Source organism: Mesorhizobium huakuii, from assembly GCF_030160235.1.
GTDB classification, from domain to species: Bacteria; Pseudomonadota; Alphaproteobacteria; order Rhizobiales; family Rhizobiaceae; genus Mesorhizobium; species Mesorhizobium huakuii.
Genome location: NZ_BSNY01000005.1, coordinates 40,075 through 62,257 on the forward strand (window position 1 = coordinate 40,075; position 22,183 = coordinate 62,257).

Annotated in this window: 17 protein-coding genes and 1 pseudogene; 8 read left to right on the forward strand and 10 right to left on the reverse strand. The window is 62.4% G+C overall.

Annotated features, from left to right (window positions below; genetic code table 11):
• The first annotated feature begins 32 nt into the window (after positions 1-32).
• The 4 genes and pseudogenes from QQK95_RS00630 to QQK95_RS00645 all read left to right on the forward strand — a co-directional run bounded on the left by QQK95_RS00630 (position 33) and on the right by QQK95_RS00645 (position 2,252).
• Positions 33-299 carry a KTSC domain-containing protein gene (locus QQK95_RS00630; protein ID WP_409371640.1) on the forward strand — a complete coding sequence of 89 codons (267 nt, stop codon included), beginning with the start codon at positions 33-35 and terminating at the stop codon, positions 297-299.
• An 80-nt stretch (positions 300-379) separates the two neighbouring features.
• On the forward strand, positions 380-1,345 hold the full coding sequence (locus tag QQK95_RS00635; protein WP_284267750.1) for an SDR family oxidoreductase: 966 nt from the start codon (positions 380-382) through the stop codon (positions 1,343-1,345).
• A gap of 90 nt (positions 1,346-1,435) precedes the next feature.
• A complete protein-coding gene (locus tag QQK95_RS00640) occupies positions 1,436-1,753 on the forward strand; it encodes a plasmid stabilization protein (RefSeq protein WP_284267752.1) in 318 nt (105 codons plus the stop codon).
• A gap of 56 nt (positions 1,754-1,809) precedes the next feature.
• Positions 1,810-2,252, forward strand: a pseudogene (locus tag QQK95_RS00645) (PPC domain-containing DNA-binding protein).
• A 34-nt stretch (positions 2,253-2,286) separates the two neighbouring features.
• Here QQK95_RS00645 and QQK95_RS00650 read toward each other — a convergent pair.
• Together QQK95_RS00650 and QQK95_RS00655 are read right to left on the reverse strand one after the other, a co-directional pair.
• Complete coding sequence (locus tag QQK95_RS00650) at positions 2,287-3,549, reverse strand: DUF763 domain-containing protein (protein WP_284267754.1); 1,263 nt, start codon at positions 3,547-3,549, stop codon at positions 2,287-2,289.
• Between the two features lie 101 nt (positions 3,550-3,650).
• Complete coding sequence (locus tag QQK95_RS00655) at positions 3,651-4,259, reverse strand: cysteine hydrolase family protein (RefSeq protein WP_284267755.1); 609 nt, start codon at positions 4,257-4,259, stop codon at positions 3,651-3,653.
• Positions 4,260-4,464: 205 nt separating this feature from the next.
• On the opposite strand from QQK95_RS00655, the gene QQK95_RS33445 reads away from it, so the two are divergent.
• Complete coding sequence (locus tag QQK95_RS33445) at positions 4,465-4,689, forward strand: GFA family protein (RefSeq protein WP_409371642.1); 225 nt, start codon at positions 4,465-4,467, stop codon at positions 4,687-4,689.
• Between the two features lie 173 nt (positions 4,690-4,862).
• Here the strand turns inward: QQK95_RS33445 and QQK95_RS00660 are convergent, their stop codons facing one another.
• Genes QQK95_RS00660 through cyoA form a run of 7 tightly spaced genes read right to left on the reverse strand, consistent with a single transcriptional unit; the run spans position 4,863 to position 11,749 of the window.
• Entirely contained in the window at positions 4,863-5,399 is a 537-nt protein-coding gene (locus QQK95_RS00660; RefSeq protein ID WP_284267757.1) for a response regulator transcription factor, read from the reverse strand.
• Positions 5,389-6,741: an ATP-binding protein gene (locus QQK95_RS00665; protein WP_284267759.1), complete on the reverse strand. Its 1,353-nt coding sequence runs from the start codon at positions 6,739-6,741 to the stop codon at positions 5,389-5,391. The genes QQK95_RS00660 and QQK95_RS00665 overlap by 11 nt, the downstream gene beginning before the upstream one ends.
• On the reverse strand, positions 6,738-7,553 hold the full coding sequence (locus tag QQK95_RS00670) for an SURF1 family protein (RefSeq protein WP_284267760.1): 816 nt from the start codon (positions 7,551-7,553) through the stop codon (positions 6,738-6,740). Before QQK95_RS00670 ends, QQK95_RS00665 begins: the two co-directional genes overlap by 4 nt.
• Positions 7,550-7,927, reverse strand: a complete 378-nt coding sequence (gene cyoD / locus QQK95_RS00675) for a cytochrome o ubiquinol oxidase subunit IV (RefSeq protein WP_284267761.1) — start codon at positions 7,925-7,927, stop codon at positions 7,550-7,552. Before cyoD ends, QQK95_RS00670 begins: the two co-directional genes overlap by 4 nt.
• Positions 7,924-8,550, reverse strand: coding sequence for a cytochrome o ubiquinol oxidase subunit III (cyoC, locus tag QQK95_RS00680; protein ID WP_284267763.1), 627 nt, complete (start codon positions 8,548-8,550; stop codon positions 7,924-7,926). The genes cyoD and cyoC overlap by 4 nt, the downstream gene beginning before the upstream one ends.
• A 9-nt stretch (positions 8,551-8,559) precedes the next feature.
• Positions 8,560-10,557, reverse strand: a complete 1,998-nt coding sequence (cyoB, locus tag QQK95_RS00685; protein WP_284267765.1) for a cytochrome o ubiquinol oxidase subunit I — start codon at positions 10,555-10,557, stop codon at positions 8,560-8,562.
• A 10-nt stretch (positions 10,558-10,567) separates the two neighbouring features.
• Positions 10,568-11,749, reverse strand: coding sequence for a ubiquinol oxidase subunit II (gene cyoA, locus QQK95_RS00690; RefSeq protein ID WP_284267767.1), 1,182 nt, complete (start codon positions 11,747-11,749; stop codon positions 10,568-10,570).
• A 215-nt stretch (positions 11,750-11,964) separates the two neighbouring features.
• Between cyoA and QQK95_RS00695 the strand changes: the two genes are divergently transcribed.
• On the forward strand, positions 11,965-13,287 hold the full coding sequence (locus QQK95_RS00695) for an MFS transporter (RefSeq protein WP_284267768.1): 1,323 nt from the start codon (positions 11,965-11,967) through the stop codon (positions 13,285-13,287).
• On the opposite strand, the gene QQK95_RS00700 is transcribed toward QQK95_RS00695, so the two are convergent.
• A complete protein-coding gene (locus QQK95_RS00700; RefSeq protein ID WP_284267769.1) occupies positions 13,284-14,813 on the reverse strand; it encodes an MDR family MFS transporter in 1,530 nt (509 codons plus the stop codon). The two genes, QQK95_RS00695 and QQK95_RS00700, sit on opposite strands and share 4 nt — an antisense overlap.
• A gap of 118 nt (positions 14,814-14,931) precedes the next feature.
• Between QQK95_RS00700 and QQK95_RS00705 the strand changes: the two genes are divergently transcribed.
• Together QQK95_RS00705 and QQK95_RS00710 are read left to right on the forward strand one after the other, a co-directional pair.
• Positions 14,932-15,570 (forward strand): MarR family winged helix-turn-helix transcriptional regulator, encoded by a 639-nt coding sequence (locus tag QQK95_RS00705; protein ID WP_284267770.1) that lies wholly within the window; start codon positions 14,932-14,934, stop codon positions 15,568-15,570.
• 416 nt (positions 15,571-15,986) lie between these two features.
• Positions 15,987-22,175, forward strand: coding sequence for an RHS repeat-associated core domain-containing protein (locus QQK95_RS00710; RefSeq protein ID WP_284267771.1), 6,189 nt, complete (start codon positions 15,987-15,989; stop codon positions 22,173-22,175).
• The last annotated feature ends 8 nt before the right edge of the window (positions 22,176-22,183 follow it).

The following is a 22,183-nucleotide window of genomic DNA, read 5'->3' on the forward strand; positions in this document are numbered from 1 at the left end:
GGGGCCCGTGCTCGCGTGCGGACGGCGATGCGATGGGCAATGGCAGGGAACCGGACCCATGGCTGGCGGATTATCTGGCTGAGCAGTCAGGTGCCAAGATGCCGTCGACCGCGATCCGAAACACACAATACGATCCCGCGACCAGAACCCTCTCCGTCTGGTTCGTGCCGAGCGGCCATCGCTATGATTACGAGGACGTTGCCCCGGCAACCTATGCCGCTTTCAGGAGGGCTTCCTCGAAAGGCCGCTTCTTCAATGAATTCATCCGGGATCGCTACAGCTACCGCCGCGTGGCATGATGCGCGGGCGCATGATGATCTTTTGCCCAAACCTTTTTGCCTGACATGCGTTGTTCTTCCCCGAAGCCGAGGAGACAACCATGCAGAACAAGACAGCCAGCGAAGCCGCCAAGCAACGTCACATCCAGCGCGGCATCGATGCCAAGGACAGATCGAAGGAGCACGGCAAGGCTGAGCACGCCATGCAGGCCGGCGCCCGACAATACCCGGAGCCGCCCTTCCCCGAGCAGCACCAATCCAAACCGGGGCGTGAATGGGCGCTCAAACCGGCGCCGCTCTACGATGCGCCCTTTTACCTCGGGTCGAAAAAGCTCGAAGACAAAGTCGCTCTCATCACGGGTGGCGATTCCGGCATCGGCCGCTCGGTGGCGGTTCTGTTCGCTCGCGAGGGCGCGGACATCGCCATCGTCTATCTGGCCGAAGACAGGGATGCCAAGGCGACAAAATCCGCCGTCGAATCAGAAGGGCGGCGCTGCATCCTGGTGAAAGCCGACGTCAGCGAACGCGACCAATGCCGCAATGCGGTGGCGCAAACGGTCAAGGCATTCGGCCGCATCGACGTGCTCGTCAACAACGCGGCTTTCCAGATTCATTCAAAGGAGTTCGGCGAGTTGACCGAAGAGCATTTCGACACGACGCTGAAGACGAACCTCTACGGTTATTTCCATATGGCTCAGGAAACGGTGCCGCATATGAAGCCGGGCTCGGCCATCATCAACACCGGCTCGGTCACCGGCATAGACGGGTCGAAAGCACTGGTCGACTACTCCATGACCAAGGGCGGCATCCATGCCTTCACGCGAGCCCTTTCCGGCAATCTACTCGGCAAGGGCATACGGGTGAATGCGGTTGCCCCGGGTCCGGTATGGACCCCGCTCAATCCTTCGGACAAGGAGGCCGACGACGTTTCGAAGTTCGGCGCGGACACACCGATGAAGCGGCCTGCGCAGCCGGAAGAACTCGCACCGGCCTATGTGTTTCTCGCCTCGCCGCATTGCTCGAGCTACATCACGGGCGAGATATTGCCCGTGATCGGCGGCTATTGAGGTCCCGTGCGATGTATGCGCTTTTCAGGCATCGCTTGGAACTCACCCGTCGGCTTCACGTTCAGACCCTGTTCAACAGGAGACACGGCCATGCCACGAGGCGACAAATCGAAGTACACCGACAAGCAGGAACGCAAGGCCGACCATATTGCGGAAGGCTATGAGAAGCGCGGCGTCTCGGAGAAAGAGGCCGAACGCCGTGCCTGGGCGACCGTCAACAAGGATGATGGCGGCGGCAAGAAAGAAGGCGGCTCCGGGCGCGGCCAGCACACCGGTCACCCGGCAGCACACAAGGGCGGCAAGAGCGGCGGCAAGGCGTCGGCCTCACGCTCAGCCGCAAGCCGGTCGGAATCGGCAAGGAAGGCCGCGGCAACGCGCAAGCGGAATGCCGAGCACCATGCCCATTGACGTCGACAAGCACTCTTTGGTCTGGCCCGAACGACCAACACGATGATGGCACAGGCATGAAATCGCGGCTCGTCAACAAGGCCAGCGGACTGCGAACTTTCGTCGTGGTGCTCGACCCCGGCGAGGAAGCGTTCGGCGCGCTGACCTCATTCGCGATCGACCAAGGGGTCGGCAGTGCTTCCCTGACAGCGATCGGCGCCTTTGAAAGAGCGATCGTGGGCTGGTTCGACCCCACTGCGAGGACCTATCGCAAATCCCGATCGATGAACAATGCGAAGTGCTGAGCGCTATCGGCGATGTGGCGCTGGGCGACGACGGCAAGCCCAGCCTCCACATCCATACGGTGCTGGGATTGAGCGACGGCACGACCCGCGGCGGGCACCTGCTCGAGGCCATCGTGCAACCGACGCTCGAAATGACCCTGGTGGAGGCTCCCGGCCACCTGCGCCGCAGCAGACGTCCGGAATTGGGCGTGGCGTTGATCGATCTGGACGAGTGATTTTCGAGTTCTGACAGCAGAGGGCAGCCTGGCCTCATGCCCTCTTGTTCTGTTCCGCTGGCGCCTTGTCCGGCGCCGGTTCCCAACCAAAGACACTGCGGCCGCCAAGCAGATGCGACTGGTCGAATTCGCCGGCGATGATTTCCTTCAGGCTGGGGCCGGTGACGTATCGCTCGACCTGCCGCGACTGATCGTCGAGCCGCCTCAGCGCGCCGACTTCTTCTTCACGACCAAGCTTGGCCTTTTGCACGGCCGACTTCAGCACGCCGATTGTTTCGTCATAGACCTTGAGCGGAACTGGGAACGGGTGCCTGTCCTTGCCGCCATGGGCCAGCGAGAACCGGCCGGGATCGGAAAAACGGCACGGCGCGCCATGCACCACTTCGGCGACGAGGGCCAGTGCGCGCACCGTGCGCGCGCCGACGCCGGGAACCAACAGAAGCTCGGAAAAATCCTCCGGGCCGCGTTCGGCGGCGGCCGCCATGTTCCCATGAAGACGACGCATCACGACATCGCTTTCGCGAACATCATGGTGGGCCGGCATGACCAGATGCGGCAGCAGAGGCTGCTCGGGAGCAGATGCGGTGCCGGGGTCCAAGGCAGCGAACTCGCGCAGAATGCGGTCCGGCCCAAGGTCGTGGAGCAGATCCAGCTGTCCCTGACGCGAGGCCTCGGCGCGATGGTCGGTCAGATTGACGATCTCGCCCTGGTTGGCGCCCTCGATCGCGGCGTGCGGCTGATCGACAAAACTCTCCAGACCCTCGGACAGCCAATGGTAGCGGCGCGCCACCTTGCTGTCGCCGTTCATGCCTTGCTGCACCACCACCCAGTCGCCGTCATCGGTGACGATGAAGCCGTGCAGGTAGAGGTCGAAGCCATCCTGAACAGCGACACTATCCACCTTGGCGACCAGCCGGCTGACGGTTGCCAGGCGTGCTCCGTCGAAGCCGATCCGCTCGCCGATGACGGCGAGTTCATGCGGGGTCTTGCGCGAATGCGCGCCACGGCCGCCGCAGACATGAATGCCGAGTTCGCCCGACAGCGGCGTCAAACCGCGTTTCAAGGCACCGACGACGCTGGTCGTGATGCCGGACGAATGCCAGTCCATGCCCATCACGGCGCCGAAGGACTGGAACCAGAATGGATGCGCCAGACGCCTTAGCAACTCATTGCGGCCATAGTGATGAATGATCGCCTCGCACATGACGGCGCCGAGACGCGTCATGCGGTCGCCCAGCCATTTCGGCACGCGTCCGCCGTGAAGTGGAAGATCAGCACTGCCCGATCGTTGCGCCAAGTCTGTTGCCTGTTCCGCTGTCTGTCCTGTCTCGACAGATAGGTATCCGAGTTCGCGCGAAGAAGCACCTGAGGCTTCTGCCTCCTCGACGCCTGGTGCCATCAAGTCCAGTTCGAAAGAACCGTCTCCATCTCGACCGTTTCGACCTGCTGCGCAAAACGTTGGTGATAGACGGTGAGCAAGGCGTCATGCGTTGCATCGGAAGAACTGCACAGCGCGTCCGTGACGAGCACAACACGATAGCCGAAATCGATGGCGCCGAGCACCGTGGCCAGGACGCACACGTCGGTTTCACCTCCAGTGACGACCAGCGTATCGATCTCGTGTTCCATCAGAAAGGCTCGAAGACGGCCTTCAAACCAGGGCGAATAGATATGTTTGTCGATGACCGCCGCCGGCGGACAGCAAGCAGCCAATGACGGTAACAGCTCGACCATTTCCAGACCGATATTGTCGATCGCCATCGAGGCCCAGCGCTCATAGTAGCGCTTCCATGTACCAACACCCCGCCCCGGCTTTTGCGCAGGCAGGAAGCGCGTGAAGACCGTCTGTTTCGCCCGTGTCTCGACCAGTCTCTCAATCTGCGGCAGGATACGCCTGATCCAGGGTGTCGCCCACGGCGACGGTTCGGCAAACAGCCGCTGCATATCCACGCAGACGTGCATGCATCCGCGACCCAACGGCCCATATGCCAAGCCCGGCACCGACATCAAGGCATCTCCGACCGGTGGCACTTTCTCATGGGCTTCTCCTATTGCCCTCCAGGACATTGGAACGTCACAAGCCGGGACTCGTTCCTGGGTGGCCCGCAGCAACCAACGCAACCGGTCAACGTTTCCGTTGCGTGAACGGAGGCATTCGGATGTGACCATCGGAGGGGACGCGGGGCCGCGCTGTTTCTGGGTTGCCGCCAAGATGACGGTGAGTGGCGGATGTCTCTGCGGTAGGGTTCGCTTCAATGTTCGAAGCGAACCGGGGGTGCACTACTGCCATTGCGATATGTGCCGGCGAGCAACAGGCAGCGCGTTCGCGGTTCTGGCGTGGGTGCCATCTCAGAGCCTGACCTGGACCGGCGCGGAGCCGAACTGCCGCAGGTCATCGCCAATTGCCCAAAGGGGATTCTGTTCAGCCTGTGGATAGCCGCTCAGCCTGACCTATGACGCATCGCCCAACGAAGTGGCGCTGCATGTCGGCACGTTCCACGATCCGGCATCGCTGCAGCCCCACTACAATTATGGATCAAGCCGGCGGCTTAGCTGGGTTTGCTGCGGAATAGATCTGCCGCACCACGACACTGAAGAACGGTGGTAGAGCTATCTCACCACGCGTTTTTCGAGCTTGCGGGCCAAGGTGCGCCGGTGCAGGCCGAGCCGACGCGCGGTTTCGGAGATGTTGAAACCCGTCTCGACGAGCGTCTCGTGGATGCGCTCCCATTCGAGGTTCTTGATCGAGGTGGGTCGATTGCTTACGGAAACCGAAACATCACCCTCGGCCCGGCCGAAAGCGGCTTCGATGTCGTCGGTGTTGGCGGGCTTGGCCAGGTAATGACATGCGCCAAGCTTGATCGCTTCGACTGCGGTGGCGATGCTGGCGAAGCCGGTCAGCACGACGATCCTCATCGAAGCGTCGCGGGCGCTGAGCAGCTTGACGCATTCAAGCCCGGAGCCGCCGGCGCCAAGTTTGAGATCGACGACGGCGTAGGCCGGAACCGCTGTTTCGAGGGCGCCGAGCAGCTCGTCCCTGCCGTGGCACACCACGACGTCATAGTCGCGCTTTTCGAAGGAGCGCTTCAGCGTCTTCGCGAAAGTGGCGTCGTCCTCGACGATGAACAGGGATCGATCAGGCCTCATGATCATCTCCATCGGTCAGTGCCGCGAGCGGCAGCGAAAGCGTAACACAGGCGCCCTGCTCCATGTTGCGTGCCGAAAAGTCGCCTCCCAGCTTTCGAACCACGTTGACGACGAGGAAAAGGCCAAGGCCGCCGCCAGGCCGTCCCTTGCTTGACATATAGGGCTGGCCAAGCGCCGCCAGAATACCCTCGTCAAAACCTGGCCCGCGGTCGCGCACCGAGATCACCAGTTTCTCGCCCTGCCGCTCGGCGGTGACGCCGACCCAATCCTGCGATGCCTCCAGAGCATTGTCGAACACGTTGAAGATGACCTGCTTCAACGCCGTGTCGGAGACGATCTGCTCGTCGGGTTCGAAATCGTTCTTGTACTCCAGCTTGAGCGGCTGGCGGCTGACACGCCATTCCTGGACCAGATCGTCGAGGAAATGGCGGATGCTGGTGCGGATCGTGCCCTCGCCCCGCGCCTGCCCCGACGACATCAGGATGCCCGAGACGATGCTTTTGCAGCGCTCGATCTGCGCCTGCATTTCGGCCACGTCCCCGGCCAGTTCGCGGTTGCGGGTGACGCTGCGGATCTGGCGCCAGTCGGAGAGGATGACGGAGATGGTCGACAGCGGCGTGCCCAGTTCATGCGCGGCGCCGGAGGCCAGCAGCCCCATGCGCACGATGTGGTCCTCCTCGGCCGAATGCTGGCGCAGATCGGCGAGATAGGCGTCGCGCTCGCGCAGATTGCGGTTGATGCGCGTCATGAAGATGACGATCAGGCCGGCCGCCAGCACAAAGCAGATGAACATGCCCCTGATATGTAGGGCCAAAAGGTCGCTGCCGCCGTGATGCGGGATCGCGATCGGCTGGAACTGGAAGGTGAGGAAGACGAAGCAGGCGGAAGCAGCCGCCACCAGGCTCCAGGTGGACCAGGGCGTCAAAAGCGCGGCGCCAAGCGTGATCTGCAGCAGGTAGAGCGACACGAACGGGTTCGAGGCACCGCCGCTCAGGTAAAGCTGGGTCGTCAGCGCCGCCATGTCGAAGATGAGCGCGACGAACAGCTGCGCGTTGCTGATCGGCCGCTGGCCGCGCAAAGCGAGCAGGCTGAAGATGTTCAGCCCGACCAGGAAAAGCACCACCCCGGCCATCTCCCCCAGAGGCAGCGGGATGTCGAACCAGTATTCCGTCACCAGGATGGTGAGCACCTGGCCCGCCACCGCCAGCCAACGCAGCTGGATGAGCAGGAGCAGGTTCTTCCTGTTCGCCGCGTCGGGATCGGGGGCCGCGCCGTTCTTGCCTGCAAGCGGTGCGGCCGCAAAGGATTTGTCGTTGCGAAGCGTTTGCGTCGGGGCGCTCATCGTGCCGGTCCTCGCCGCCGGCGGCGGCCGATCATCGGCGCGGCCAGGGCTGCGGCGAGCATCGCAGCGAGCGTGAACCAGGTCAAAGCATAGACGAGGTGGCTGTTGCGGAAAGTCACGACCGTCAGGCCGCCGCGCGGCCAGCCGCCGGATGCCGCCGCATCGACGAAATATGGGGCGACGTCGTTCGTCAAGCCGCGCACTGCCGCGATAGCGGCGACGTCGCGCGAATACCAGCGATTGTCTGCCGCATCGTTGCTGCGCAGGAAGCCGCCGCCGGGTTCGCTCATGCGCAACAGGCCATCGATGATGGCCGGCGCGGCGAAGCCACCGCTCTCCCGTTCGAACTCGGCCTTGCGCTCCTGAGGAATGAAGCCGCGGTTGACCAGCACGGTGAAGCCACGGTCGGTCCGCATCGGCGTCAGCACCCAATAGCCGCCGCCAAGCTCCGTCACCGCCTGCACCAGCGTGTTGGCACCGCCGAGAAAATGCCCGGTCAACCGCACATGGCTGTACTCGTAACCCGAGGCGGTCATGCCGCCCCATGTCGCCGGGCCTGGCGCATCGACAACCGGAGCATGGATGCGCTGGTCGACACGGGCGATCAGGTCGACCTTCCAGACCCGCCTTTCCAGCTGCCAGATGCCCAGCCCAACAAACACCAGCACGCCGAGGAGCCCAAGCAGGACGAGGAAAAGGCGCGACGCAGGCGATCTGCCGGAGCCCTTTCCTGGCGCGGCGGGCAAGCTGATGCCGGCCTGCCCGATCCGTGCTTCGACAGTGGTCCTCCCCGCGCCCGGCGCCGGGCTCATGGCATCTCGCGCATGTCGTGCAGTCCCGGCATCATGTTGGCGTTGAGGTGGTACATCACCCAGAGCGAGCCGGTCAGCACGATGACGACCAGGATCAGCGTGAAGATCAGCGCCAGCATCGACCATCCGCCCTCCGAGGCGGTGTTCATATGCAGGAAGAAGACCATGTGGACGACGATCTGCACCACCGCGAAGGCCATGATGACGATGGCCGTGGCCTGCTTGTTGTCGATGGCGCCACTCATGACCAGCCAGAACGGTATGGCGGTCAGGATCACCGACAGGACGAAGCCGATCAGATAGCCCTTGAACGATCCATGCGCGGCTCCGCCATGGGCGCGACCGTGACCCTCGGCGTGATCATGAGCGCTCATCGCAACATCCCCATCAGATAGACGAAGGTGAAGACGCCGATCCAGACGACGTCGAGGAAATGCCAGAACATCGAGAGGCACATCAGCCGGCGGCGATTGGCCTCGATGAGGCCGAACCGGGCGACCTGCGTCATCAGCGTCACCAGCCAGACGATGCCGAAGGTGACGTGCAGCCCGTGGGTTCCGACCAAAGTGAAGAAGGACGACAGGAAAGCGCTGCGCTGCGGCGTGGCGCCTTCGTGGATCATATGCGCGAATTCGTAGAGCTCGATCGACAGGAAGGCCAGGCCGAACAGGCCAGTCACGGCAAGCCAGGCCTGCGTCGCCGCGACGCGGCCCTTGTCCATGGTCAGCATGGCAAAGCCATAGGTGATCGAGGACAAGAGCAGCATGGTGGTGTTGATCGCCACCAGATCGAGATCGAACAGGTCCTTCGGCGCGGGACCCGCCGCGTAGTTGGCGCCGAGCACGCCGTAGGCCGCGAATAGCATGGCAAAGATCAGGCAGTCGCTCATCAGATAGAGCCAGAAGCCGAGCATGGTGCTGCTGCCTTCGGCATGCGCATGCTCTTCTTCCAGGTGAAAGACCGGTTCCGTGCCGGCCGTGGTCGCACTCGAATCCATGCTCAAACCCTAGCCCTGAGCGACGAGGAGCGTCGTCCTCGCCTCCTCCGTCTGCGTGACTTCGGCAGCCGGAATGTGGAAGTCGCGGTGATAGTTGAAAGTGTGGCCGATCGCGGTGGCGATCAGGCAGACGAAGCTCAGCGCCGCCAGCCACCACATGTACCAGATCAGGCCGAAGCCGAGCGCGACGCTGAAGGCGGCCAGGATGACGCCGGTGCCGGTGTTGCTCGGCATATGGATCGGCTTGAAGCCCGAGAGCGGCCTGGTGTAGCCGGCCTTCTTCATGTCCCACCAGGCGTCGTTGTCGCGCACGACCGGCGTGAAGGCGAAGTTATAGGCGGGCGGCGGCGAAGAGGTCGACCATTCGAGCGTGCGGCCATCCCAGGGATCGCCGGTCGGATCGGTCAGAGCCTCGCGCTTGCGGATGGAGACGAAGATCTGGATCAGGAACGCGGCGATGCCGAAGGCGATCAGCACCGCGCCGAAGGCGGCGATGACGAACCATATCTGCAGCGAGGGATCGTCGAAGACACGCATGCGGCGCGTCACGCCCATCAGGCCGAGTATGTAGAGCGGCATGAAGGCGAACCAGAAGCCGACCACCCAGCACCAGAAGGACACCTTGCCCCAGAACGGATCGAGCTTGAAGCCGAAGGCCTTGGGCCACCAATAGGCGATGCCGGCGAACAGGCCGAACAGCACGCCGCCGATGATGACGTTGTGGAAATGCGCGATCAGGAACAGGCTGTTGTGCAGCACGAAGTCCGCCGGCGGCACGGCAAGCAGCACGCCGGTCATGCCGCCGACGACGAAGGTGAGCATGAAGGCCATCGTCCACATCATCGGCAGTTCGAAGCGGATGCGGCCGCGATACATGGTGAACAGCCAGTTGAATATCTTCGCTCCCGTAGGGATCGAGATGATCATCGTGGTGATGCCGAAGAAGGAATTGACGCTGGCACCGGAGCCCATGGTGAAGAAGTGGTGCAGCCAGACCAGGTACGACAGGATGGTGATGACCACCGTGGCGTAGACCATCGAGGTGTAGCCGAACAGGCGCTTGCCGGAGAAGGTGGAGGTAACCTCGGAAAAGACGCCGAACAGCGGCAGGATGAGGATGTAGACTTCCGGGTGACCCCATATCCAGATGAGGTTCACATACATCATCGGGTTGCCGCCGAAGTCGTTGGTGAAGAAGTTGGTGCCGACATAGCGGTCGAGCGCCAGCAGCGAGAGCACCGCCGTCAGCACCGGGAAGGACGCCACGATCAGCACATTGGTGCACAGCGACGTCCAGGTGAAGACGGGCATGCGCATCATTGTCATGCCGGGCGCGCGCATCTTGATGATGGTGCAGATCAGGTTGATGCCCGACAGCGTCGTGCCGACGCCCGCCACCTGCAGCGCCCAGATATAATAATCGACGCCGACATCAGGACTGTAGCCAATGCCGGAGAGTGGTGGATAGGCGAGCCAGCCGGTGCGGGCGAATTCGCCGACGAACAGCGAGGCCATGACCAGGATGGCGCCACCGACCGTCATCCAGAAGCTGAAATTGTTGAGGAAGGGGAAGGACACGTCGCGCGCGCCGATCTGCAGCGGCACGACAAAGTTCATCAGCCCCGTGACGAAAGGCATCGCCACGAAGAAGATCATGATCACGCCGTGGGCGGTGAAGATCTGGTCATAGTGATGCGAGTTGAGGTAGCCCTCGGAGCCGTTGAAGGCGATGGCCTGCTGCAGGCGCATCATGATGGCGTCCGAGAAGCCGCGCAGCAGCATGACCAGGCCGAGCACCATGTACATGATGCCGATCTTCTTGTGGTCGACGCTGGTGAACCACTCGCGCCACAGGTAGCCCCACAGCTTGAAATAGGTGATCGCTCCGAGAAGGGCGATGCCGCCGAGCGCCACCGCGACGAAGGTGGCCACGACGATCGGCTCGTGCAGGGGGAGCGAGTCGAGGGTGAGACGGCCGAAGATGAATTTGGTCAGCGTATCAGGCATCGGCTGTCTCTCACAATTCGCGCCGCAGCAGGCCGAGCGACGGCGTATCCGCCTCGGCGCGACGGCTCTCGGTCCCGGGCCTCAGCAGCCCTGCCCCGCGCAGCGGGGAAAGATTCCTGGCCGGCCAATTCGCCGGCGTGGCATCGCTGGCCGCGCGCGCCGCCGCAGCCGCTTCCTCCGCCGTGCAGATGCTGGCCACATAGGACGGATCGTTGCCGAACACCGCGCCACGCCGCGCGAGCTTGTCGTATTGCAGCGGCAGCGTGTTGTGCACACCCGCGAGACCGAGGCCGCCCTTGGCGTCGATCGACATCATCTCGTTCATGCACATCTTGCCGCGCTCGACGCACAGATTGAGGATGGCGCCGTAAAGGTCGGGATCGACGGAGGCATAGTGGCGGACCGGCTCGTTCTCGCTCGGCTTTTCAAGTTCGAGATAGTTGTCGCGGCTGAGCGCCGCCGACGCGGTCCTGGCCTGCGCCACCCACTGCTCGAAAGCCTGGTCGGAGAGGCCATGGAAGACAAAGCGCATGCCGGAAAAACCGGCGCCGCTGTAGTTGGCGGAGAAGCCGCTATAGGTGCCCGGCCGGTTGATGACGGCGTGCAGCTTGGTCTCCATCGCCGGCATGGCATAGATCTGCCCGGCAAGGGCTGGAATGTAGAAGGAATTCATCACCGCCGACGAGGTGATGCGGAAGTCGATCGGCTGGTTGACCGGCGCCGCCAGCTCGTTGACGGAGGCGATGCCGTAATCCGGATAGATGAACAGCCATTTCCAGTCGAGCGCCACGACCTCGACCCGGAGCGGCTTGTGCGCTTCTGTGACCGGCTGGCCGGGCTCGATGCGGTCGATCCGGCGGTACGGGTCGAGCAGATGCGTGCCGAGCCAGGTCAGCGCGCCAAGGCAAATGATGATAAGCAGGGGCGCCGCCCAGATCACCAGTTCCAGTTTCGTCGAATGATCCCAGTCCGGCGCATAGGTCGCCGAGGCGTTGGATTGCCGGTAGCGCCAGGCGAAGAAGACCGTCAGCGCCATGACCGGGACGATGATGACCAGCATCAGCAAGGTCGAGACCACGAGCAGGTCGCGCTGCTGGGCCGCGACATCGCCGGCAGGCGCAAGCACGACCAGATCGCAGCCGCTCAACAGCCCGGCCAAGGGAAACAGAAGCAAGGCTCCAAATCGTTTCATCGAACGCTGCCCTCGAAGGACCGCCGCAACCGTTCATGTTGCAGTGCGGTATCGATCCAAGGGCTACTGCTGGCGACGCTGTGGTGACATTGGACAATTTGTCCAATGCCCAGCCGGCATGGCTTTGGCGCAGTTTGCAGTGCACAATGGAACCCTTGGGGAATCCCCAGAATTGGGCTCCGGACAGTTCATTCCACGCGGTGGCGACGGATAAGATGGCTCAGACTTCGACTGCCGAAACCAACAGCGAGCTGATCGGCTCGCATCATGGCCAAGTCAGCGCGGGCGATATCGCGGTCGGCGTGATCGTGGGCAGAACGTCGGAATTCTTCGACTTCTTCGTCTATGCGATCGCCTCCGTCATCGTGTTTCCCAAGCTGGTGTTTCCGACGCACGATCCGCTCGCCGGCACGCTCTATTCCTTCTGCATCTTCGCGCTGGCCTTCGTCGCGCGCCCGTTCGGCTCCGTGCTGTTCATGGCGATCGACCGCGCCTATGGCCGCGGCGCGAAACTGACGATCGCGCTGTTCCTGCTCGGCACGTCGACCGTCGCCATCGCGTTCCTGCCGGCCTATGGCGACATCGGTGCGGTCGCGGTGTGGCTTCTGGCGCTTGCCCGCATCGGCCAGGGGCTGGCGCTCGGCGGGACATGGGACGGACTGCCCTCGCTGCTGGCGCTGAACGCGCCGCAGAACCGGCGCGGCTTCTATGCCATGATCCCGCAACTGGGCGCGCCGATCGGCCTCATCGTGGCCAGCTCCCTCTTTGCCTTCTTCGTCGCCAACCTGTCAGCCGACGACTTCTTCTCCTGGGGCTGGCGCTATCCCTTCTTCGTCGCCTTCGCCATCAATGTCGTGGCCCTGTTCGCCAGGCTGCGCATCGTCGTCACGCCTGAATTCTCGAAACTGTACGAGAGCGGCGACCTGCAGCCGACGCGCATCAGGGACACGATCCGGGCCGAAGGCCACAACGTCGTCATCGGCGCCTTCGCGCCGCTGGCGAGCTTCGCCCTGTTCCACATGGTGACGGTGTTTCCGCTTTCCTGGGTGTTCCTGTTCACCAATGAGGGGCCGGCACGCTTCCTGATGATCGAGGCGGTAAGCGCGTTGTTCGGCATTGCGGCCATCGTCGCGTCCGGGCCACTGGCCGATCGCGTCGGACGCCGTGCGCTGCTCGGCGGTTCGGCGATTGCCATCGCGACCTTCAGCGGCTTTGCCCCGCAGCTTCTGGATGGCGGCGCCGTCGGCGAGGCGCTGTTCATGGTGCTGGGCTTCATCCTGCTGGGGCTGAGCTTCGGGCAATCGTCGGGCGTCGTCGCCTCGAGCTTCTCACGGCAGTATCGCTATACCGGCTCGGCGATCACCTCGGATTTGGCGTGGATGTTCGGCGCCGGCTTCGCGCCGCTCGCAGCGCTGCTGCTGGCCGGCAATTTCGGCCTCATCGCCGCCGGCGCCTATCTGCTGTCGGGTGCCGCCTGCACGTTGCTTGCCTTATGGATCGACGGGCGCCGTCCGGCCGCGGACCATCTGGCCGACTAGCCGCGCTTCGGGATCTGGATATCCTCGAGCAGAAGCGTCAGCGCCATGGCGACGAAGTAAAGCGCCGCCACCCAGATGAACATCACGTTGAAACCACTCGAATAGTGGGCGAGCACCACGTCGCGGACCGCGGTCGGCAGGCTTGACGCCAGATGCGGGTTCAGCCCGGTCAGGCCGTCCGGCAGCAGGGCGGCGGCATCGGCGGGAAGCTCCGAAGTCTGCCGGTTCAGCGCCCAGGTCATCACCGCGCCGTTCAGCGCCAGTCCCAGCGATGCGCCGATCGTGCGCGCCTGGGTGATCAACGACGTCACCGCGCCGATATCCTGCAGCGGCGCGGCGGCCTGAATCGCCACGATCAGCACCTGGAACTGCAGGCCCATGCTGATGCCGAACAGGCCCATCATCACCGCCAGCACCCAGATCGGCGTGTGCGAATTGATGAAGACAAAGCCTATCATCAGCAGCCCGCCAATACCCATCGCCACCACCGGCATCCATTTGTAGCGACCGGTCGCGGCGATCACCCGCCCGGCCACGATCGAGATGACCATCGAGGTCAGGGAAGCCGGCAGGAACAGGAAGCCGACCTCGGCCGGACTGAGCCCGGTCAGCGTTTGCATGTAGAGCGCGAAATAGAAGAACATGCCGAGGGTCACCGATCCGGCGACCACCGACACGCCCGAGACGATGCGCACCGTCGAGATGCCGAACAGCCGCAAGGGCACGATCGGCTCCTCGGCCCGCCGCTCGACCAGGATGAACGAAGCAATTGCCGCCAGCGCGACGACCGGCAGCGCGAAGGTGAGCAGGTCAGGTCCGGCGGGGTCGAGCAGATGATAGCCCCAATAGACGATTGCGGTGGTGCCGATGGCCAGCAGCAAGCCGCCCAGATAGTCGATGCTGTGCCGCTTCTCGTTGAACCGGCTGCGCATGGCGAATGCCAGGATCGCCAGCACGACGATGCCGATCGGCAGGTTGACCAGGAACACCCAGCGCCAGCCGAACAGGCTGGTGATATAGCCGCCGGCCAAGGGACCGAGGACCGACGACAGCGCGAACACCGCCGAACTGTAGCCCTGGTATTTGGCGCGGTCGCGCGGCCCGAACAGTTCGCCGATCATGGCGAAGGCCGAGACCATCAGGCCGCCGCCGCCGATACCTTGCAGGACACGCGCTGCGATCAGGCTCTCCATCGACCAGGCTATGCCGCAGACCAGCGAGCCCAGCAGGAACAAGGCGATCGCCGTCAGCACCACGTTCTTGCGGCCATACATGTCGCCGAGCTTGCCGTAGAACGGCGAGACGGCGGCGGTCGACAGCAGGTAGGCGGCGCCGACCCAGCCGAACAGATGCAGATTGCCGAGTTCGCCGGCAATGGTGGGCAAGGCGGTGACGACGATCTGCATGTCGATGGTGGCCATGAACATGGCGATCAGCGCGCCGGAATAGACGACCAGCGTCGTCATGTCGGGCTTGGCCCCGGCCTCTGCGGGCGGCGCATCCGGGAGGGTCGAGTCGATGCTCATGGGGGTCTCCGACATTGGCGGGCGGTTTATGTGCCCGCAGCAGATATATGTCAACATCAAATATATGCTATCAGCATGCAATTGACATCGGCATATATTTTTGCTAGCGCGCTCTAATATGAGCAGCAACGATACCGGGCCGGACAAGCCCGACCGATTTTCCGCCCCGGGCCAGATGCATGGCGACCGGGACCTCGCCGATCTGGCGCGCAGCAATGGCCTGTCGGAAGCGGCGGCCGACGCCGTCGCCGCCATCGATGCGGTGTTGAACAAGGTACGCCGCTCCATCCAGCGCCGGGATTTCGGCCGCTTGATCCTGGCCCGCATCGACCCTTCGCTCGAGGTGAGCCATCTCGATGTGATCATCGCCATTGCGCACAATCCGGCCGTCGGCGACGCGCCGCAGGACGAGGTAACCGTCGGCAACATCGCCGAGCGCCTGGGGATCGACCCGTCCCGCGCCAGCCGCATCTCGGCCGATATCGTCGATCGCGGCTACGCCTTGCGCGTCGCGTCGCAACTCGATGCCCGCCGCATTTGCCTCAGGCTCACCGCCAAAGGCGAGCGCCTGATGACGGCGGTGCGCCAGACCAAATGGCGGATCTTCGCCGAGTCCCTGGCGCAATGGGACGAGCAGGAGCTGGTGACGTTCGCTCACCTGCTGGAACGCTTCGCCGGCTGGGCCACGGACGAGGCGAGCATGCGCAGGTCGGCGGATGCGGTGAAGCAGATGATGGACGAGGCGGAGCCGGTGTAGGCTGCCGGGCTGTTTCGACCGCCAGCCGAAGCTTGCACGAACCGATGAAGCGCACGACAGGACATCTCAGCGGCCGCGCGATTTGCTGGCGCATATGACCGTCCTATGGCGCGCGTGGATCATTGCCGCCCGTAGGCAATAGAGCCGCTGAATAGCAGTCCTTGCTGGCCCTCGGCCAATGCCGAGTGCAGAACCCGACATCACGAAATTCTCCGCCGCCTTTCCATACCTGCGATGCAGTGCGATGGATCGCATCGTTCGAAAAGGCGCTCGATCCGTCTAACATTCACTGAGCTCCCGCAGTGTTATTGTTCCCCTCCGAAAATAAGTCTGTGGATATTGGCTTTGTGACGATGGTGTGTCGTATCCGTCAAATGAAAGGTGCGTAACGATAAGCAACTTGGCTCGGGGGACTCATGAAACGGTTGCTTGTTGGCGCGGTAGTGCTTGCCGCAAGTGTCGTCGGCGCGGATATTTCTGCTGTTTCTTATATTAGCCGAAGTGAAGGAATGGCAGCACTCGCGCAGGAGAGCCAAAGCTCTTCCGCGACTGCAGGAAATTCTGCTGCCGGCTACGGCAATGGCGGGGCGGCGCTGGGAGCCGGCGGACAGGCCGCGGGCAGCCCGTCGAGTTCTTCACCGGCGCAGCCAACCGGAGATGGTTCATCCGCGACCGGCAGTCCCGATGCGGCGGCCAAGGTCGGCGCCAAGCCGGCCGATGCCAAAGCCGCCGACGATACCAGCACCACGGATGGCACCAAGGCCGCAGATACCAAGACCACGAAGGCAACCGGCAAGGCGGCCAAGACCACTGACACAGAGGCCGCACCCGAGGAGCCGGCGGCGCAAGCAATGGCGGCGGCAGCCGCGACGACCGACAGCGGCGACCCCGAAGCGATCGGCACGCCGAAGGTGGATTTGCCCAAGGCTGCCGGCAACGGCAATCTCGGCTATTCGATAGGCATCGACGTGCCCGCCTTCCACGGCATCGAGCCGCGGATCGCGCTGAACTACAACTCCTCGCGCAAGACCAAGCTCGGCGGCCTCTACCAGGGCTGGCTCGGCTATGCCTGGGGCCTCGATGGTTTTGACGTCATCGAACGGGCGACGCCGGGCTACGGCATGCCGGCCTATGACGCCAACGACATTTATCTGCTCGACGGTCAGGCGATGGTGGCCTGCGCTGCCGGCATGGTGTCGCCATCCTGCGCGACCGGCGGCACGCATGCGACGGAGAATGAGAGCTATCGCCGCATCGCTTTCAACAGTTCCGCCAATCAATGGACGGTGACGGACAGGGACGGCACCGTCTCGACCTTCCGTTCGGTGGGTGCGGTCGCCAACCTCAATCCGACCGCCGGCACACCGGCCTATGACCTGGCGATGAGCTACCGCTGGCTGTTGACTTCGGTCACCGACACCAACGGCAACACGGTCACCTACAGCTACTCTTGCCCGGCGAGCCCGGTCTGCTATCCCGCCAGCGTCAGCTACAACGGCACCAGCATAACCTTCTACTACGAGACCCGTCCGGACATGATCCTGATGGGCAATGGCCGAGACATCTCCGAGACCAGCCAGCGCATCAAGGCGATCGGCGTCAGGGTGAGCGGCGCACTGCGTGGCGCTTACAAGCTGACCTACGACCAGGCGCCGTTCTCCAACGCGTCGCGGCTGACCCAGATCACCCGCTACGGCACCGACGCGACAATTGCGGTCGACGGAACCATCACCAGCGGCTCCGCGAAGGTCATCGCCCAGATGACGTATCAGAATACTGATGGGGTTTATTCGACTGCCAATACACCGATCTCTGAACACATTTCGGCGCCCAACTCAATAAGCTACGTCTACCCACACGAAACCGGGGATTTGAATTTTGACGGTCGCGATGAAATCTATGGACCATACCAAGAAATTACAAAAACATCGATAGGCGGCGGAGAATATAGAACAACAACAAAAGATTATGTTAGTGTAATAAAATTTAACTCAACCGGAACAGCACTATCAAGAAACAATATACCAGGCAGCTTCCTTGGAAGCCTGGCTGGTCGATTCAATTCCACTAAGAATACAATGGACTTCGCCCAATTCCGCACCAGCGTCTCTTGCCACCCAACGCACAGCGGCAGCGATATCTGCACTTATTCGGCGTCCTCCGGGCTCATGCTAACTGACACTCAACTGGCCCTGACGCCAGTTCCCTGCAACCCCACGCCACCGGCCGGCTATCAATCCGTCTGCAGTGTCTTTCCTTATGGCGAGAGTTCGACTCCGTTCAACAATGTCCCGGCCTTCGTTGCCGATCCCGATGGAGATGGCATCGACAATCTCAACGCCAATAATTGGGGTGCCGTCGGGGTTGGCGACTTTCTCGGCAATGGCAGGCAGCGGCCGCTATATGCGTTAGGAAACTCGGTCAAGAAAGGCGAGCTTTCGAACGGTACATGGCAAATCAGTGGGGCGTCGTTCGGAATCAACTGTCAAGGACCAGGCTCACCCTATGGGAGTTCGGGCACTTGCGTCTTGGCCGATGTGAATGGCGACGGCGCGACGGATATTCTACGCTATGACGGCACTTCGGATACTGTTGGGCTGTGGCTATCGACCGGAGTGGGCTTCAAGGGCTATTCCGTTTCGACGATCGCGGGAAAGAATGCCAGTCTTCGAGATTTCGACAATGACGGCCGCGTCGATGTCATTACGATCGGTGACAGCGGCGCTGTAGGCGTTTTCTCGCTGCGGCCATCGTCGACGTCGATGACACCTGTGCAGTTCACGCTGCCAACCGCGATGACTGCCGGCACGGTTATCGGCGATTTCAACGGCGACGGCCTGCCTGATTTCACCGACTCCAGCCACATGTTCATCTCGAACGCCGGGACGGGCAATCCGAACCTGCTGAAGCAGATCACCACTGAGCTTGGCGGCACGGTGGCAGCCGAATACACACCGTCGTCGACCTGGCAGAACAACTACCTGCCGCAAGTGGTGCATGCGGTGACGAGGCTCTCGGTGAGCGACGGCCGTGGCCAGACGGCGGTGAGCACATACACCTATGCTGGCGGCAAGTACGATCCGGCGGCGCGCAAGTTCCTCGGCTTTGCCTCGATCGTCGAGACAAAACCGCTGGCCAATGGCGAGACGGCGCCCTCGACGGTGACGACCACCTATCGCCAGGATCTGGCGAGCTACGGCCTGCCGTCGCTGACGGTGTGGAAGGATGGCGCGGGCACGGTCCACAAGCAGGTGGCCGAGACCTATGCGGTCAATATGGCGACAAAACCCTACACCGTGCAGAACACGGCGACCGACACGACGTTCATCGAGAACGTCACGTACACGCTCCGGGTCGAGCGCGGCTTCGATGCCTACAACAACATCGTCAGCCTCAAGGACTATGGCCGCACTGATGCGAGCGGGGACGAGACCTGGAACCAGAAGTGGTTCGCGCCGAACACATCGGCCTATATCGTCTCGCTCCCGCGTATTGAGACGGCTCAGGCGGGCTTTGACTGGTCGTTCCCGTTCATCAACTACAAGTCGCTGTTTTACGACAACCAGCATGCCAACAACGATACGCCGCCGACCAAGGGCAATCTGACCTGGGCGATTGACTATGCCGATGTCTATGCGACGCCGCAGAAGTTCAGCTACCAACTCCTTGCCTACGACACCTATGGCAACAGGATCTCTGCCACCAACGGGCTCGGCCACAAGACCGAATGGGATTATGACGCCACCTATCATCTCTACCCGGTAACCGAACGGGCGCCGCGCTACTTCGCGACGGGCGGGCAGACGGCGGATACGCGCTTCGTCTCGACGGCGACCTACAATCCCGTCTGCGGCCTGCCGGCGACGAAGACCGACTTCAACGGCCTGGTGAAGACTTTTGCCTACGATCCGTTCTGCCGTCTCTATCAGGCATCGCAGAGCGTCACCGGCGCCTATGTCAGGAACCAGTTTGTCAACGAGGGCAACCCCGGGGCGCAGGCGCTGATCAAATACACGCCGCTCCCCAATGGCGCGGGCGAGGATTTTACCATCTCCTGGTATGACGGGCTTGGCCGGGTCTACCACGTGGAAACGCCCGGAGAGACAGCAGCTGGGCCAAGGCGCATTGCCGACACCGACTATGATCCGCGCGGCAATGTCTTGCGCACGGATTTCCCTCGCTTCGTCGGCGAGACCGCGCAGTGGACCACCAATAGCTACGACTGGGCCGACCAGTTGACCAAGACCGTCAATCCGGATGGCAGCCAGCGCAGCTATCTCAACGATCTCGCCACCGCGCCCACCACCACCCCGCGGCTGCATGGCACGACAATGACCGACGAGCTCGGCCATCAGACCCGGACGGCATGGTCGACGCGTGGCGATGTCGCGGGCGTGGTTCGTGACTTCGCCGGTCTTCAGCTTGCGCAAACCCGCACCTTCGACGTGCTTGGCCGGCTGGTCGGCCTTACCGACACCAGCGGCTCGACCTGGACCTACACCTACGACATGCTCGGCAACCGGCTGTCGGCGTCGGATCCCGATCTCGGCACCTGGACCTATGTCTACGATGCCGCCAACCGACTGGTCAGCCAGACCGATGCCAGGGGCACGGTCACCAATCTCAGCTACGACCAGATGGACCGGTTGCTCCTGAAGACAGCAACGGCACCCGGCGGCAGCCCGGTTGTGCTCACCCAGAACACCTATGACCAGGCGGCTCCAAGCTCTTGGTACAACATCGGCCAGCTCACCACCTCGACCAATGCGACGGCGACGCACAGCTACAATTATGACGGGCTTGGCAAGCTCGGCAGGCATGACGCGACCATTGCCGGCCTGACGCACACCACGGTCGACATCCGCGACAGGGCCGGCCAGACCCTCCTAAGGAATTACCAGCCGGGCGATCTGTGGTTCGGCGACTGGGACCACCGCCTGCAATACACCGCCGGCAACAAGCTGTACTCGGCTCCCGGCTACATCACCTCGACCATTTACGAGGCCGATGGCCAGACGAAGGAGATCACCTACGCCAATGGGGTGAAGACGTCCTTCACCTATTCGCCGACCCGCCGCTGGGTGACGCGGATCACCACATCTGGCCCCAACGGGCCAATGATGGATCGCCAGTTCACGCGCGACGCCCTCGGCCGCATCACCAACATTGTCGGGGCCTCGGCCACGGGACCCAACAGCTGGAACTATGTCTACGACAATGCCGACCGGCTGATCTCGGCGGACAATCTCGGCGACAACACGCTCGACGAAAGCTTCGTCTATGCCGCCAACGACAACATGCTCTCGCGCTCGCGTGTCGCCGGCAGCTATGTCTACCCCGCGGCGAGCGCAGCTCGTCCGCATGCGCCCATCAGCGTCGGCGCCAATGCGATGGCCTATGATGCCAATGGCAATCTCACCTCCGACGGCAGCCGCGCGCTCGCCTGGGACGAGGCCAACCGGCTGAAGACGGTCAGCCTTGCCTCCAACACCGTCAATCTTGCCTACGGCCCGGACGGGGCGCGCGCCAGGAAGACATCGAGCTTCGCGACGACGCTCTATCCCGACGCCGATGTCGAGATCAATCCGGCGACACCGGGCGCGGAGATCTACACGCGCTATCCGCATCCCGACATCAAGGTGGTCGGCACCACAAAATACTTCCTGCACCGCGAGCATTTGGCCTCGGTGCGCATGGTCACCGACATGTCGGGCGCCCTGGTCGAAGGCAACAGCTACGCCACCTATGGCGAGAGCCTCAACACCGGCTTCCAGACGCAGAAGGGCTACATCGGCGAGCGCTTCGATGCCGAGACCGGGCTGCTGTACCTCAATGCGCGGTATATGGATCCGGTGCTGGGGCGGTTTATTTCGCCGGATGATTGGGATCCGACGCTACCGGGTGCTGGGACCAACCGGTATGCGTACGCGCAGAATGATCCGGTCAATAAGAGTGATCCGAATGGGCATGCTGTCGAGACAAACGAGCCTGACTCGAAATTCAACTCGATCAACGGAACGTTAGCGCATGACAAGTTGGCTGGCAGCTTGGCGGGTGGCAACAGTAAAGAGCATCAATTCACACCAGAAGTTAGCATAAAGCAGATGGCAGATGATTTAATTGGATTCATTACAACTCGAGGTAAAATAGGCCTAAAGAGCCGACCAGACGCCATCCAGATTACAGGCCCAAAATCGGCCAGCTACTTCGACTGGAAGCCGGTAACACACGTATACCGCGCCGACCTTCAGGCAAAAGATGCCGCTCAAGCCGGCAAATGGCAGGCAGCGGCGAAGGCTTTGGGTATTGATTTGCGTCCAGCAACACCTGACGAGATTTCTAAGGCAGTAAAGGATCGGGCCATCATCGGTCATATAGTTGGAACTGATTTAAGCAATTACGATGTTCTTACTTACACAAGCAAAATACCTGGTATCGCGAACTATGATCTCGTAAAGACCAATACTAACGTATTTGACAACGCAAGACAAAATGCGAGCAATTGGGCAAATGATGCTCTAAACGGACTTATTCAGGGGATTGAAAGAGGTCCACCAATCGCCATGCCAGGCCCAGTCGGTCGTCCACGACCGCGCTCACCATAAGCAACTAG

Bases quoted from the DNA above. Each gene is read 5' to 3' on its own strand.
- cyoD (WP_284267761.1), bottom strand. From the start codon at position 7,927: ATGAGCGCTCATGATCACGCCGAGGGTCACGGTCGCGCCCATGGCGGA.
- QQK95_RS00655 (WP_284267755.1), bottom strand. From the start codon at position 4,259: ATGTCGGTGCCGGGCTTGGCATATGGGCCGTTGGGTCGCGGATGCATG.
- QQK95_RS00665 (WP_284267759.1), bottom strand. From the start codon at position 6,741: ATGAGCGCCCCGACGCAAACGCTTCGCAACGACAAATCCTTTGCGGCC.
- QQK95_RS00700 (WP_284267769.1), bottom strand. From the start codon at position 14,813: ATGAGCATCGACTCGACCCTCCCGGATGCGCCGCCCGCAGAGGCCGGG.
- QQK95_RS00640 (WP_284267752.1), top strand. From the start codon at position 1,436: ATGCCACGAGGCGACAAATCGAAGTACACCGACAAGCAGGAACGCAAG.
- QQK95_RS00670 (WP_284267760.1), bottom strand. From the start codon at position 7,553: ATGAGCCCGGCGCCGGGCGCGGGGAGGACCACTGTCGAAGCACGGATC.
- QQK95_RS00710 (WP_284267771.1), top strand. From the start codon at position 15,987: ATGAAACGGTTGCTTGTTGGCGCGGTAGTGCTTGCCGCAAGTGTCGTC.
- cyoC (WP_284267763.1), bottom strand. From the start codon at position 8,550: ATGGATTCGAGTGCGACCACGGCCGGCACGGAACCGGTCTTTCACCTG.
- cyoA (WP_284267767.1), bottom strand. From the start codon at position 11,749: ATGAAACGATTTGGAGCCTTGCTTCTGTTTCCCTTGGCCGGGCTGTTG.
- QQK95_RS00630 (WP_409371640.1), top strand. From the start codon at position 33: ATGGGCAATGGCAGGGAACCGGACCCATGGCTGGCGGATTATCTGGCT.
- cyoB (WP_284267765.1), bottom strand. From the start codon at position 10,557: ATGCCTGATACGCTGACCAAATTCATCTTCGGCCGTCTCACCCTCGAC.
- QQK95_RS00635 (WP_284267750.1), top strand. From the start codon at position 380: ATGCAGAACAAGACAGCCAGCGAAGCCGCCAAGCAACGTCACATCCAG.
- QQK95_RS00660 (WP_284267757.1), bottom strand. From the start codon at position 5,399: ATGAGGCCTGATCGATCCCTGTTCATCGTCGAGGACGACGCCACTTTC.
- QQK95_RS00705 (WP_284267770.1), top strand. From the start codon at position 14,932: ATGAGCAGCAACGATACCGGGCCGGACAAGCCCGACCGATTTTCCGCC.
- QQK95_RS00695 (WP_284267768.1), top strand. From the start codon at position 11,965: ATGGCTCAGACTTCGACTGCCGAAACCAACAGCGAGCTGATCGGCTCG.
- QQK95_RS33445 (WP_409371642.1), top strand. From the start codon at position 4,465: ATGACGGTGAGTGGCGGATGTCTCTGCGGTAGGGTTCGCTTCAATGTT.